The sequence below is a fragment of the Buchananella sp. 103232 genome (assembly GCF_058725725.1).
Window position 1 is genome coordinate 16,149 of the sequence record NZ_JBZXJM010000003.1, and the last position, 12,548, is coordinate 28,696.

The following is a 12,548-nucleotide window of genomic DNA, read 5'->3' on the forward strand; positions in this document are numbered from 1 at the left end:
GTGCATCCTTTACACGGGATCGGGGAAACCCCCGGAACAAAATCCTGGTTACTTCTTCTTGCCCTGGCGGCGCCGCGCCATGCGGGCCTGGTAGCGCTTCATCTCGCGCTCGGCGGCGGTAAGGCCACCCGCGTCCCGCGCGTCCTGGCTCGCCTCGGCCTCCTGCTGGCCCTCCAGCAGCTCATCGACGCTGGAGGCCACGGGACCGGAGTGCTTCTGGCGGGACTTGCGCACCGGCTGCACGCGCTGCCCCTGGCGGGCCGCCGCAGCGGCCGCGGCCGCCTCCTTCTCCGCCAGCTCCTCGTCGGTCTCCGGCGGCAGGCCCTTGGCGATGCGCTTGGCGCGGATGCGCTCCTTCATGGCGCGCTCGGCCTCGGAACCCGGGGCCGGCATGCGGCGGATGGCGTACCACTGCTGGCCACCGGTCCACACGTTGGAGGTGAGCCAGTAGATGAGCACACCGATCTGGAAGTTGATGCCCGTGACCGCGAACAGCAGCGGGAACAGGTACATCATGATCTTCTGCTGGCGCATCATCGGGTTCTCGCCGGAGGTGGCGGAGGACGGCATGTTCTTCATGGTCAGCTGACGCATGGTGAGGAACTGTGATGCGCTCATGGCCACGATCAGCACGACGGTGATGATCTTGACCTGGGAGTCGGAGGAGGACAGGAAGGTCTCAGAAAGGCGCGCCCCGAACAGGGTGGCGTCCTGCACCTTGGCGGCGACCTCGCGGGTGAGCGGTCCGATCGGGTTCGCGGTGCCGGCCGCGATCGCGCCGGCGTTGTTCAGCACGCGGAAGAGCGCGAAGAAGATCGGCATCTGCAGCAGCAGGGGCATGCAGGAGGAGAACGGGTTGGTGCCGTGCTTCTTGTAGAGGGCCATCATCTCCTGCTGCATGGCCTGCTTGGAGGCGGGGTCCTTGCGGCCCTTGTACTTCTCCTGCAGCTTCTTCAGCTCCGGCTGCATGATCTGCATGCCGCGCGAGGCCTTGATTTGGCGGAAGAACAGCGGGATGAGGGCGATGCGCACCACCACGGTGAGGCCGACGATGGCCAGCACCCACGCCCACGAGGAGGCGTCCCCGAGGACGATGGCGAAAAGGTCATGCAGCTTCACCATGATCCAGGCGACCACGTACATGATGGGCTTCAGAATGGTGTCCAACACAGGCTCCTCTGGGAATGGCACGTCAGTGCCCGCAACGTCCTAAATCTACCGTGCGCCCCCGCCGGCCTGCTTGCGCAGCCGAGGGGGCCTGGTCACAGCGCTTTAGAGGTCAATCTTTGTGCCGTCAGGCAGGGTCCGGTTCTGCTCATCGGTTGAGCGCCACCGTCCGGGTAGTGGGACCATGTCCACGCCGCCGGGGCTCCAGGGCCAGCAGCGCAGCAGGCGCCAGGTGGTGAGCAGGATTCCCTTGCCCACTCCGTGCTGCTTGACCGCGCCGGCGGCGTAGGCCGAACAGGTGGGGTAGTAGCGGCAGGTGCGCGGTCGCCCGGCGCTGATCTTGTCCTGATAGAAGGCGATCATCCCCAACAGGATGCGTTTCATTGCTCCTCCTGGCCGCCCGGGGTGGTGGGCTGGTTGGCGGTGGCGGTCTGGGTGGCCGACGTCCCACCGGCCTCCCCCTCGCCCTGCCGGGCCGCCAGTTTCCGCTTGGCGCGCTTGACGCCGGTGCGCAGCTGCTCGCCCAGTTGGGCGCTAGTGAGCCCGTCGGCACCGGACTGGACCCGCAGCACTAGGAGCGCGGCGGGGCCCAGCTCCGCCAGGAGCTCGCGGCACAGGTGGCGCAGCCGCCGCTTGACGCGGGCGCGGTGACTGGACAGGGGGATTTGCTTTTTGGGTACAACGAGGCCGATGCGGGCAGCATCGCTGCCTGCATCGGCCAAGTGAATGATGAGGTCCGCGCTCCGCACGGTCACGCCAGCACGGGCGGCGGCGCGGAAGTCCTCCGGCCGCACCATCCGGTGGCGGCCCGGCAGCACGTCAGGCGGACAGCTTGGCGCGGCCCTTGCGGCGGCGCATGGCCAGGATGGCGCGGCCGGCGCGGGTCGACATGCGCAGACGGAAGCCGTGCACCTTGGCGCGGCGGCGGTTGTTGGGCTGGAAGGTCCGCTTGCTCACGGTCACTCCTCCTTGCAGTTAGGGCGTCTATCGCCGGTATTGGTCCTTTAGCGCCCAGATAGGCACAACGGCCTTCAATGCTAGGGAGCAAAAGCGCCGCCGGTCAAGAAATACGGGCGCGTCACCGATCACACTTCGCCCGTTTCGGGCCGCCAATTGCTCCCGCCCGGCGGCCGCCCGCTCGCCCGGGCCCTGCCGGCCCTCCTGCCCGCCGGCGCTATCCCGTAGGCGGCCGCGCGCGGTGCGCTGCCTAGCCTACCCACACTGTGTGAGTAGTGGTAGCTACCACCTTGTGGAAAGTGGGGGAGCGAACCGGCAGCCCGCAAAGCCCGTATTTCCGTGATTTCGGGGCTCTTTGGGCGGGGCCTCCCCCCATCCCCAATTGTGGAAAACTGTGTGGACGCAAGGCAGCGGGCAGGGTAGTTTGGGGGCGCCGAAAGGAGCCCCACGTGTCCGCACCGCAGCCAATTACCGAAAGCTGGCCCGACGTCCTGCGTCTGCTGCAGGAGGGAGACAAGATCTCCAGCGGCCAGATGGGTCTGATTCGGCGCGCCAAGATCCTGGGTGACGTGGACGGCACCCTGCTGCTGGCGGTGCCCTCTAACTTCTCCAAGGAGTACGTGGAGGTGCGGGCGCGCAGCATCATCACCGACGCGCTCACCCAGGTGCTGGGCCGGCCCATGCGCATCGCGGTGACCGTGGATCCCTCGCTGGCCAGCGGGGAGGAGCGCGAGGAGGTGACGATGCTGCCGGTGGAGCCGGAGGAGGACCTGGCCCTTTCCTCCCGGATCGCGGCGCGGGAGACCGAGCGCGGCGAGTCGCCGGCGCCGGTGGAGGCGGACAACTCCCGCCTCAACCCCTCCTACACGTTCGAGACCTTCGTGCCGGGTTCCTCCAACCGCTTCGCACACGCCGCCGCCACGGCGGTGGCAGAGCTGCCGGCGCGCGCCTACAACCCCCTGTTCATCTGGGGTGGCTCCGGGCTGGGCAAGACCCACCTGCTGCACGCGATCGGCCACTACGCCCGCAACCTCTACCCGCACCTGAAGGTCAAGTACGTCAACTCCGAGGAGTTCACCAACGACTTCATCAACTCCATCCGCGACGACCGCGCCGAGGCCTTCCAGCGCCGCTACCGCGAGGTGGACGTGCTGCTGATCGACGACATCCAGTTCCTGCAGGGCAAGGAACAGACGATGGAGGAGTTCTTCCACACCTTCAACGCGCTGCACAACGGCGAGAAGCAGGTGGTGATCACCTCCGACGTGCCGCCCAAGCAGCTCGATGGTTTCGAGGACCGCCTGCGTTCGCGCTTCGAGTGGGGCCTGATGACGGACGTGCAGCCGCCGGACCTGGAGACCCGCATCGCCATCCTGTCCAAGAAGGCGGTGGCCACCGGCCTCGAGGTCAGCCCCGAGGTGCTGGAGTACATCGCCTCCCGCATCACCTCCAACATCCGGGAGCTGGAGGGTGCGCTGATTCGCGTCTCGGCGTTCGCGAACCTGAACAAGCAGCCGGTGGACCTGGCGCTGGCGGAGCTGGTCTTGAAGGACCTGATCTCCACCGAGGATGAGGTGATCACGGCCTCCTCGATCATCGCGCAGTCGGCGGAGTACTTCCAGATCACGATCGAGGCGCTGCGCTCCACCGACCGCTCGCGCGTGCTGGTCAACGCCCGCCAGATCGCCATGTACCTGTGCCGCGAGCTCACCGACCTCTCGCTGCCCAAGATCGGTCAGCAGTTCGGCGGGCGCGACCACACCACGGTCATGCACGCCTACCGCAAGATCACCGAGCAGATGAAGACCAAGCGCGAGACGTACACGCAGGTCACCGAGCTGACCAACCGGATCAAGCAGCAGGCCCGCGCCCGTTAGCGCTGCGGCCCGCTGGAACCGGGCGGTGGGGCGGCAGCGTCGTCCCCCTCGCGGGAACTTACGTGCCTTCCCTGCACCACCGCGCCGCTGTGCTGCCGGCCGCCCCCTAGAGGCGGCGTGCGCTGTGCTTGGCGGCGGCCGACGTCGACCACTGACCGCACCCTTTTGCCCTACCGCCCCGGCCAAGCGGCGTTATTGCAACGAAAACCGCGTGATTCACAGGGGGTGTGGGCAGGATGTGGGCAAGCGGGCTTCTCTTGTGTGTAATTACAAGATCTGCTGTGGAGGGCGGGGCGGGCCGGTTTTGGAATCCACAGCCGGCCGGGCTTCTCCCACCGCCTACCCACCGGCGATCACACAGGCCAGATTCTTGTAATTACAAGCCAAAGCGGGATTTTCCCCAGTTTCCACAGGGCTTACTACTAGGACTAACCAAGTAGGGGAGGGGAAATCTGTGGAACACCAACGCAAGGCTGCTGACGCCCAGGCTGGGGGTGGCAGCTTGGGCTTCTCTCGGCGCGCCGAGTTGCTCTAGCCTTGATCAGGGGTTTGTCCGCGACGGCAAACTTTGACCGAGTTGCGGAATAATGGCGGCAAAGCCAAGGAGGATCGATGAAGTTCACTGTGGAGCGCGACGTTCTGGCAGAAGCCGTCTCTTGGACCGCGCGCACACTGCCCGCCCGCCCCGCCGTCCCCGTGCTCGCGGGCGTGCGTCTGGCCGCGCAGTCCAGCGGAGAGGTGGCGATCTCCACGTTCGACTACGAGGTCAGTGCCCGCAGCGTGATCGAGGCCAACGTCGAGGAGGCGGGTACCGTACTGGTGCTGGGCCGCCTGCTGGCCGACATCGTCAAGGCGCTGCCTAACCGCCCCGTCACCCTCGCCCTGGAGGGCGCCAAGGTGGAGGTGCGCTCCGGCTCCTCCCGCTTCACCCTCATGACCATGCCGTTGGACGACTACCCCGAGCTGCCGGCCCTGCCGCCCGTGCTCGGCAACGTGGACGCCCACCTGCTGCAGCAGGCCGTGGCCCAGGTCTCCCTGGCCGCCTCCCGCGACGAGACCCTGCCCCTGCTGGGCGGCGTACGCGTGGAGATCGACGGCGAGCGCATGCGCCTGATGGCGACCGACCGCTACCGCCTGGCGGTGCGCGAGCTGCTGTGGCACCCCTCCGCCACCGGGCTGGAGGTGCAGGCCCTCATCAAGGCCAAGACCCTCTCTGACGTCTCGAAGTCGCTGTCTAGCGGTGGCGCGGTGGAGCTGGCGCTGTCCACCCAGTCCGAGCCGGGCATGCCCTCCCTGGTGGGTTTCGCCGCCGGCGGGCGCACCACCACCTCGCTGCTTACCGAGGGCGACTACCCGCCCGTGATGCGGCTCTTCCCCACCGAGACCCCCGTCTACGCCGTGGTGCGCACCGAGGACCTGATCGGTGCGGTTAAGCGCGTCAGCCTGGTGGCCGAGCGCAATACCTCCATCCGCCTGTCCTTCACCTCCGAGGGCCTGACCCTGGAGGCCGGGCAGGGCGAGGACGCCCACGCGGCCGAGGAGATCGGCGTGCTGCTCTCCGGCGAGGAACTGGTCACCGCCTACAACCCGCACTACCTGCTGGACGGCCTGAGCGCGGTGGGCACCGAGTACGTGCGCCTGTCCTTCTCCCACCCCTCCAAGCCGGCCGTGCTGACCGGGCAGAACGAGGAGGAGGGCGAGTCCCTGCCGGACTTCCGCTACCTGCTCATGCCGATCCGCTTCGGCAACTAGCGCGTGTACGTCTCCAACCTGGCGCTGGACGACTTTCGCTCCTACCGGCGCCTGGTCCTGGAGTTCCCGCCCGGGGTGGTGGCCTTCATCGGCCGCAACGGGCAGGGCAAGACGAACATCGTCGAGTCCCTGGTCTACCTGTCCACCTTCTCCTCCCACCGGGTGGCGGCCGACGCTGCCCTGGTACGCCGCGCCCTAGACGGCGGCCCCCAGCCCGGCGGGGCGATGGTGCGGGCCAAGGTGCGGCGCGGCGAGCGCGCCGAGGTGCTGGAGCTGGAGATCGTGGCCGGGCGGGCCAACCGGGCCCGCCTGAACCGGGGCACCTGCCGCCCGCGCGAGCTGCTGGGACGGCTGCGCACCGTGCTGTTTGCCCCCGAGGACCTCTCCCTGGTCAAGGGAGACCCGGCCGGCAGGCGCGACTTCCTGGACGCCCTGCTGATCCAGCACACCCCCCGCCTGGCGGGCGTGAAGGCGGACCTGGACAAGGTGCTGCGCCAGCGCGGCGCCCTGCTCAAGCAACTGGCCGGGACCGGTCGTGGCCCTCGCGGCGGCTACGGGACCGGGCCCGATGCCGGGTACGGCGCGGCGGAGGAATCGCTGCTGGCCGTGTGGGACGAGCAGCTGGTGGAGCTGGGCGCCCAGCTCCTGGCTGCCCGCCTGGAGCTGGTGGAAAAACTGGTCCCGCTGGCCGAGCGCTACTACCGCGAGGTGGCTGACAGCCAGGACCTGCTGCGCCTGGAGCTGGTGGTCAGCGCCCGGGAGCACGCCGCCCGGGGCGGTTACGCCCCGCCAGAGGCCGCGGGGGCCGGCGCGGCGGAGCTGGACGAACTGCGCCGGGTGCTGCGCGCGGCCATCGCCGCCAGGCGCGCCGACGAGCTGCGCCGGGGAGTCAACCTGGTGGGCCCGCAGCGCGACGACCTTACGATCAGCCTCAACGGACTGCCCGCCAAGGGCTACGCCAGCCACGGCGAGTCCTGGAGCTGCGCGCTGGCGCTGCGCCTGGCCTCCTTCGAGTTGCTGCGCGGCCTGGACGGCGACCCGGTGTTGATCCTGGACGACGTCTTTGCCGAGCTGGACGCCAAGCGCCGCGCCGCCCTGGTGGGCGTGGTGGCCGGGGTGGAGCAGGTCTTCATCACCGCCGCCGTGGGGGAGGACGTGCCAGCGGAGCTGGATGCGGCCAGGTTCGCGGTGGACGGCTCGCAGGTCACCAGCCTCGACGGCCGGGGCAGCGTGGGTAGTGCGGGGGGAGAGGGCACCGGTGAGCAAACCGAGGAATCCCCGCCGGGCGGGCCGCAGTGAACGGCGAGCAGGACGGTCGGGGACAGGCCGAGGTACGGGGGCAGGCGGGTGGAGCGTCGGCCACCGGTGGCCTGCCGCGCCAGGCATGGGAACCGACCGAGGCGGACGTGGCCGGGCTGGCGCTGCGCAGCCTGGATAGGTTCCGCGCCGCCGCCTTCGAGCGCGGAGACAAGCGCACCAGCCTGCGCAAGCGCACCGCCGGGCTCGCCGCCCTCGAGGAGGGCGAGCAGATCGAAAACGAGGGCGGCTACCAGCCCCCGCCCGGGGTGAAGTTCTGGGGCAGCGGGCCGGGCAAGTCCCGGCGCACCCCCAAGAAGCTCGGGGCGATGAGCGACCGCCTGCTGGAGCGCCTGGGCCTGAGCGGGGCGGTGGCGCTGGCGCGCGTGGCCTCCCAATGGGACGCGATCGTGGGTGAGCAGATCGCCGCCCACACCAGGGTGGAGACCTTCGAGAACTCCATGCTGGTGATCCGCGTGGACTCCACCGCCTGGGCCACCCAGCTGCGCATGCTCACCCCGCAGCTGCTGCGCAACATCGCGCAGATCGCGGGGGAGGGCGTGGTGACCAACCTGCAGATCCTGGGCCCGGCCGCGCCCTCCTGGAAGCACGGGCCGCGCAGCGTGCGCGGGCGCGGCCCCAGGGACACCTACGGCTGAGCCGAGCGGGAGGCGGGCCGGCGAAGCCAGGCAGGGCCGTGGCGGCCCCTAGAAGGCCCTGGACCCCGCCGGTGCCACCCACCTAGCCCCACGGTGGTTCAGGGCCGCAAAAGCGGGTAGAATCGACGAGGTCCTATTTTGGGGCCGGTTCTTGCCCCGAATAGAGGAGACCCGTGAGCGAGGATTCGCAGCGTCCGGCAGAGTACGGCGCCAGCAACATCACCGTGCTGGAAGGCCTGGAGGCGGTGCGCAAGCGCCCCGGCATGTACATCGGCTCCACCGGTGAGCGCGGCCTGCACCACCTGGTGTACGAGGTCGTAGACAACTCCGTCGACGAGGCCCTGGCCGGCTACTGCACCCACATCGAGGTGGTCTTGCAGGCGGACGGCGGCGTGCGCGTGAGCGACAATGGGCGTGGCATCCCGGTGGACATCCACCCCACCGAGGGCAAGCCCACCGTCGAGGTCGTCATGACGATCCTGCACGCGGGCGGCAAGTTCGGCGGCGGCGGCTACGCCGTCTCCGGTGGTCTGCACGGCGTGGGCATCTCCGTGGTCAACGCCCTGTCCACCCGCGTGGAGACCGAGGTGCGCCGCCAAGGCCACGTGTGGCACCAGTCCTTTGCCAACGGTGGCCACCCGGTGGGCACCCTGCGCAAGGGCGAGGCCACCGAGGAGACCGGCACCACCCAGACCTTCTACCCGGACCCCACCATCTTCGACACGGTGGACTTCGACTTCGAGACCCTGCGCTCGCGCTTCCAGCAGATGGCCTTCCTCAACAAGGGCCTGTCCATCAAGCTGGTGGACGAGCGCGAGGACGCCATCGACGCCGGCGACGAGGTCACCGGCGATGACGTGCCAGACCCCGCCCGTGGGCACCGCGAGGTGACCTACATGTACGAAAACGGCCTGCGCGACTACGTCGAGCACCTGAACAACACCAAGCGCGCCGAGATCATCAACCCGGAGATCATCGCGGTCGAGGCCGAGGACACCGAGGCCGTGATGAGCCTGGAGATCGCGCTGCAGTGGACCACCGCCTACAGCGAGTCCATCCACTCATACGCCAACACGATCAACACCTCCGAGGGCGGTAGCCACGAGGAGGGCTTCCGCGCGGCCCTGACCTACGTGGTCAACACCTACGCCCGGGAGAAGGGCCTACTGAAGGAGAAGGACGACAACCTCACGGGTGACGACATCCGGGAGGGCCTGACCGCCGTCATCTCCATCAAGCTGGGCGAACCGCAGTTCGAGGGCCAGACCAAGACCAAGCTCGGCAACGCGATCGCCCGAACCTTTGTGCAAAAGCAGCTCAACTCCCAGCTGGCTGACTACTTCGACTCCCACCCGGCCGAGGCCAAGAACATCATCGGCAAGGCCCAGGCCGCCGCTGCAGCCCGCATTGCCGCCCGCAAGGCCCGCGAGGCCACCCGCCGCAAGACCGGCCTGGACTCCGCCTCCATGCCCGGCAAGCTGCGCGACTGCTCCTCCCGCGACGCCTCCAAGTGCGAGCTCTTCATCGTCGAGGGCGACTCCGCAGGCGGCTCCGCCGTCGGTGGGCGCGACCCCGAGGTGCAGGCCATCTTGCCGATCCGAGGCAAGATCCTGAACGTGGAAAAGGCCCGCATCGACAAGGCCCTGTCCAGCGAGACGATTCAGAACCTCATCACCGCCTTCGGTACCGGCGTGGGCGAGGAATTCGACCTAGCCAAGCTGCGCTACCACAAGATCATCTTGATGGCGGACGCGGACGTGGACGGCCAGCACATCGCCACCCTGCTGCTGACCCTCGTGTTCCGCTACATGCGCCCGCTGGTGGAAAACGGCCACATCTACCTGGCCATGCCGCCGCTCTACCGCCTGAAGTGGTCCAACGCGCCCCACGAGTTCGTTTACTCCGACAAGGAGCGCGACGAGCGCCTGGCCGCCGGCCAGGCCGCCGGCCACCGCCTGCCCAAGGACGGCGCCATCCAGCGCTACAAGGGTCTGGGCGAGATGAACGACCACGAGCTGTGGGACACCACCATGAACCCGGCCGCGCGCATCCTCAAGCAGGTCACCCTGGGCGAGGCCGCCGCCGCGGACGAGGTGTTCAGCGTGCTGATGGGTGAGGACGTGGAATCGCGCCGCGCCTTCATCCAGCGCAACGCCCAGGACGTCCGCTTCCTCGACATCTAAGGAAAAGCCAAGAACATGAGCGAGCAGCTAAACGAGGAAACCACCACGGTCCTGGGGGCGGACGGCGGCAACGTCGGCGGCGAAGACCGCATCCGGGCGGTGGACCTGAAGAGCGAGATGCAAAAGTCCTACCTGGACTATGCGATGAGCGTGATCGTGGGCCGCGCCCTACCGGAGGTGCGCGACGGCCTGAAGCCGGTGCACCGCCGCGTCCTGTACGCGATGTACGACGGCGGCTACCGACCCACCGCAGCCTTCAGCAAGTGCGCCCGCGTGGTCGGCGACGTGATGGGTGAATACCACCCCCACGGTGACGGTGCGATCTACGACGCCCTGGCCCGCCTAGTGCAGCCGTGGTCCATGCGCGCCCCGCTGGTGGCCGGACAGGGCAACTTCGGCTCCCCCGGCAACCTGGGCCCGGCCGCGCCGCGTTACACCGAGTGCAAGATGGCCCCCCTGGCCATGGAGATGGTGCGCGACATCGACGAAGAGACAGTCGACTTCACGCCCAACTACGACGGCCGCTCCCTGGAGCCGACCGTGCTGCCGGCGCGCTTCCCGAACCTGCTGGTCAACGGCTCCGAGGGCATCGCGGTGGGCATGGCCACCCGCATCCCGCCGCACAACCTGCGCGAGGTGGCCGAAGGCGTCCAGTGGTACCTGGACCACCCGGAGGCCAGCCGCGAGGAGCTGCTGGAGGCGCTCATGGAGCGCATCAAGGGCCCCGACTTCCCGACCGCCGCCACCATCCTGGGGCGCAAGGGCATCGAGGACGCCTACCGCACCGGCCGCGGCTCGATCGTGCAGCGCGCCGTGGTGGAGGTGGAGGAGATCCACGGCCGCCAGTGCCTGGTGGTGACCGAGCTGCCCTACCAGGTCAACCCGGACAACCTGGCTGAGAAGATCGGCCAGTTCATCAAGGACGGCTCGCTGCAGGGGATCGCCGACCTGCGCGATGAGTCCTCCGGCCGCTCCGGCCAGCGCCTGGTGATCGTGCTCAAGCGCGACGCCGTGGCCAAGGTGGTGCTCAACAACCTCTACAAGCGCACCGCCCTGCAGACCGCCTTCCCGGCCAACATGCTGGCCCTGGTGGACGGCGTGCCGCGCACCCTGTCCCTGGACGGTTTTGTGCACCACTGGGTCAAGCACCAGCTCGACGTGATCCAGCGGCGCACCCGCTTCCGCCTGCGCGAGGCGGAAAAGCGCCTCCACATCCTGCAGGGCTACCTCAAGGCCCTGGACGCGCTGGACGAGGTCATCGCCCTGATCCGCCGCTCCCCCACCGTGGAGGAGGCCCGCACGGGCCTGATGGAGCTGCTCAAGGTGGACGAGGTGCAGGCCAACGCCATCCTGGAGCTGCAGCTGCGCCGCTTGGCCGCCCTGGAGCGCCAAAAGATCCTGGACCAGCACGCCGAGCTGGAGGCCAAGGTGGCCGACATGCGAGAGATCCTGGCCTCCGACGCCCGCCAGCGCGCCCTGGTCAGCGAGGAGCTGGCCGAGATCGTGGAGAAGTACGGCGACGAGCGCCGCACCACGATCCTGCCCTACGACGGTGACATGTCCGTGGAGGACCTGATCCCGGAGGAGGACGTGGTGGTCACCATCACCCGCTCCGGTTACGTCAAGCGCACCCGCACCGACAACTACCGCTCCCAGCGGCGCGGCGGCAAGGGCGTGCGCGGGGCGGCGCTGCGCCAGGACGACGTGGTGGAGCACTTCTTCGTCACCACCACCCACCACTGGCTGCTGTTCTTCACCAACCTCGGCCGCGTCTACCGCGCCAAGGCCTACGAGCTGCCCGAGGGCGGCCGCGACGCCAAGGGCCAGCACGTCGCTAACCTGCTGGCCTTCCAGCCCGACGAGGCCATCACCCAGGTGCTGGCCATCAAGGACTACGACCAGAGCGACTACCTGCTGCTGGCCACCCGCCGCGGCCTGGTGAAGAAGACCGCCCTGAGCGCCTACGACTCCAACCGCTCCGGCGGCGTGATCGCCATCAACCTGCGCTCCGACGACGAGGGCGAGTCCGACCAGCTGGTGGCCGCCGTGCTGGCCAATGCCACGGACGACGTTCTGCTGGTCAGCCGCGCCGGGCAGTCGCTGCGATTCACGGCCTCCGACGAGAGCCTGCGCCCCACGGGACGGGCCACCTCCGGCGTGACCGGCATGCGCTTCCGCGAGGACGACGAGCTGCTGAGCATGGACGTGGTACGCCCGGAGGCGGACCTGTTCGTGGTCACCGAGGGTGGTTTCGCCAAGCGCACCGCGGTGGACCAGTACCGGGTGCAGGGCCGTGGCGGCCTGGGCATCAAGGTGGCCAACCTGGTGGAGGAGCGTGGCAGCCTGGTCGGCGCGCTCATCACCGGCGAGGACGACGAGGTGCTGGTGATCATGGAGGGCGGCAAGATCGTGCGCTCTCGTGTTGCCGAGGTCTCCCGCACCGGCCGCACCACCCAGGGCGTCACCTTCGCCCGTCCCGACGACGGCGACCGCATCATCGCCGTGGCCCGCTCCCTGGAGCCCGCCGAGGACGAGGACGACGAGGGCGCCGGCCAGGGGTCGGCTGCGGGGGAGCAGGGGCAGGGCGGCGACGTCGTGCCTGTGGAAGTAGCCGGTGAGGGCGGCGAGTCTGCGGTAACTTCTAACTAGGCCCAGAT

At 68.9% G+C, this 12,548-nt stretch carries 10 protein-coding genes; 6 read left to right on the forward strand and 4 right to left on the reverse strand.

The window, feature by feature from the left end:
• Nucleotides 1-48 precede the first annotated feature (48 nt).
• The 4 genes from yidC to rpmH form a co-directional block, all read right to left on the reverse strand.
• Nucleotides 49-1,170, reverse strand: coding sequence for a membrane protein insertase YidC (yidC, locus tag AC4PWQ_RS00650; RefSeq protein ID WP_371177335.1), 1,122 nt, complete (start codon nt 1,168-1,170; stop codon nt 49-51).
• Nucleotides 1,171-1,272: 102 nt separating this feature from the next.
• Nucleotides 1,273-1,551 (reverse strand): membrane protein insertion efficiency factor YidD, encoded by a 279-nt coding sequence (gene yidD, locus AC4PWQ_RS00655; RefSeq protein WP_371164031.1) that lies wholly within the window; start codon nt 1,549-1,551, stop codon nt 1,273-1,275.
• The gene (rnpA, locus tag AC4PWQ_RS00660) at nt 1,548-1,985 is read right to left on the reverse strand and encodes a ribonuclease P protein component (protein WP_371174668.1); all 438 of its coding nucleotides are present in this window, start codon (nt 1,983-1,985) and stop codon (nt 1,548-1,550) included. The genes yidD and rnpA overlap by 4 nt, the downstream gene beginning before the upstream one ends.
• A 1-nt stretch (nt 1,986) precedes the next feature.
• The gene (rpmH, locus tag AC4PWQ_RS00665) at nt 1,987-2,124 is read right to left on the reverse strand and encodes a 50S ribosomal protein L34 (protein WP_371151187.1); all 138 of its coding nucleotides are present in this window, start codon (nt 2,122-2,124) and stop codon (nt 1,987-1,989) included.
• 449 nt (nt 2,125-2,573) lie between these two features.
• On the opposite strand from rpmH, the gene dnaA reads away from it, so the two are divergent.
• The 6 genes from dnaA to gyrA all read left to right on the forward strand — a co-directional run bounded on the left by dnaA (nt 2,574) and on the right by gyrA (nt 12,540).
• Entirely contained in the window at nt 2,574-4,001 is a 1,428-nt protein-coding gene (dnaA, locus tag AC4PWQ_RS00670) for a chromosomal replication initiator protein DnaA (protein ID WP_371151185.1), read from the forward strand.
• A gap of 612 nt (nt 4,002-4,613) precedes the next feature.
• Nucleotides 4,614-5,753 (forward strand): DNA polymerase III subunit beta, encoded by a 1,140-nt coding sequence (gene dnaN, locus AC4PWQ_RS00675; RefSeq protein ID WP_371164029.1) that lies wholly within the window; start codon nt 4,614-4,616, stop codon nt 5,751-5,753.
• A gap of 3 nt (nt 5,754-5,756) precedes the next feature.
• Nucleotides 5,757-7,052 (forward strand): DNA replication/repair protein RecF, encoded by a 1,296-nt coding sequence (recF, locus tag AC4PWQ_RS00680; RefSeq protein ID WP_492089474.1) that lies wholly within the window; start codon nt 5,757-5,759, stop codon nt 7,050-7,052.
• Nucleotides 7,049-7,708 (forward strand): DciA family protein, encoded by a 660-nt coding sequence (locus AC4PWQ_RS00685; RefSeq protein ID WP_492089475.1) that lies wholly within the window; start codon nt 7,049-7,051, stop codon nt 7,706-7,708. Before recF ends, AC4PWQ_RS00685 begins: the two co-directional genes overlap by 4 nt.
• A gap of 173 nt (nt 7,709-7,881) precedes the next feature.
• Nucleotides 7,882-9,891: a DNA topoisomerase (ATP-hydrolyzing) subunit B gene (gene gyrB / locus AC4PWQ_RS00690; protein ID WP_371151177.1), complete on the forward strand. Its 2,010-nt coding sequence runs from the start codon at nt 7,882-7,884 to the stop codon at nt 9,889-9,891.
• A 15-nt stretch (nt 9,892-9,906) separates the two neighbouring features.
• Nucleotides 9,907-12,540: a DNA gyrase subunit A gene (gyrA, locus tag AC4PWQ_RS00695; RefSeq protein WP_492089476.1), complete on the forward strand. Its 2,634-nt coding sequence runs from the start codon at nt 9,907-9,909 to the stop codon at nt 12,538-12,540.
• The last annotated feature ends 8 nt before the right edge of the window (nt 12,541-12,548 follow it).

Excerpts from the sequence above, each read along its gene's own strand:
- yidD (WP_371164031.1), bottom strand. The coding sequence starts at position 1,551 with ATGAAACGCATCCTGTTGGGGATGATCGCCTTCTATCAGGACAAGATC.
- dnaN (WP_371164029.1), top strand. The coding sequence starts at position 4,614 with ATGAAGTTCACTGTGGAGCGCGACGTTCTGGCAGAAGCCGTCTCTTGG.
- gyrA (WP_492089476.1), top strand. The coding sequence starts at position 9,907 with ATGAGCGAGCAGCTAAACGAGGAAACCACCACGGTCCTGGGGGCGGAC.